The sequence below is a fragment of the Vibrio fluminensis genome (assembly GCF_015278125.1).
GTDB classification, from domain to species: Bacteria; Pseudomonadota; Gammaproteobacteria; order Enterobacterales; family Vibrionaceae; genus Vibrio; species Vibrio fluminensis.
Window position 1 is genome coordinate 1 of record NZ_JADILO010000087.1, and the last position, 437, is coordinate 437.

The 437-nt window shown below is 45.2% G+C and carries 1 tRNA gene and 1 rRNA gene; both read left to right on the forward strand.

Annotated elements, in window-relative coordinates:
- The first annotated feature begins 100 nt into the window (after positions 1-100).
- Positions 101-216: ribosomal RNA gene (rrf, locus tag IRQ95_RS22015) — 5S ribosomal RNA — on the forward strand.
- 94 nt (positions 217-310) lie between these two features.
- Positions 311-387 (forward strand) — tRNA-Asp (locus tag IRQ95_RS22020).
- Positions 388-437: the final 50 nt, after the last annotated feature.

The following is a 437-nucleotide window of genomic DNA, read 5'->3' on the forward strand; positions in this document are numbered from 1 at the left end:
CCAAGGGGTTTTGATGGACTCAAAGCAAGAACAGATTTGAATGTGTAAGAACTAAAACAGCTTTCCGAATTATTCTCTAGAAATAGAGAGAAAGAATTTGCTTGGCGACCATAGCGTTGCGGACCCACCTGATYCCATGCCGAACTCAGAAGTGAAACGCAATAGCGCCGATGGTAGTGTGGGGCTTCCCCATGTGAGAGTAGGACATCGCCAGGCTTGCTTACTTGTTTTTAGATTTTGAAAAATCTAAAGGCAAAACTAAATAAAGCTACCTAACCATAAGACTTTATTTAGCAAAAAATATCGCTGCGGAGTGGTAGTTCAGTTGGTTAGAATACCGGCCTGTCACGCCGGGGGTCGCGGGTTCGAGTCCCGTCCACTCCGCCACTTATTGAGAAGCCCTGCTAGAAATAGCAGGGCTTTTTTCATTTCCATCA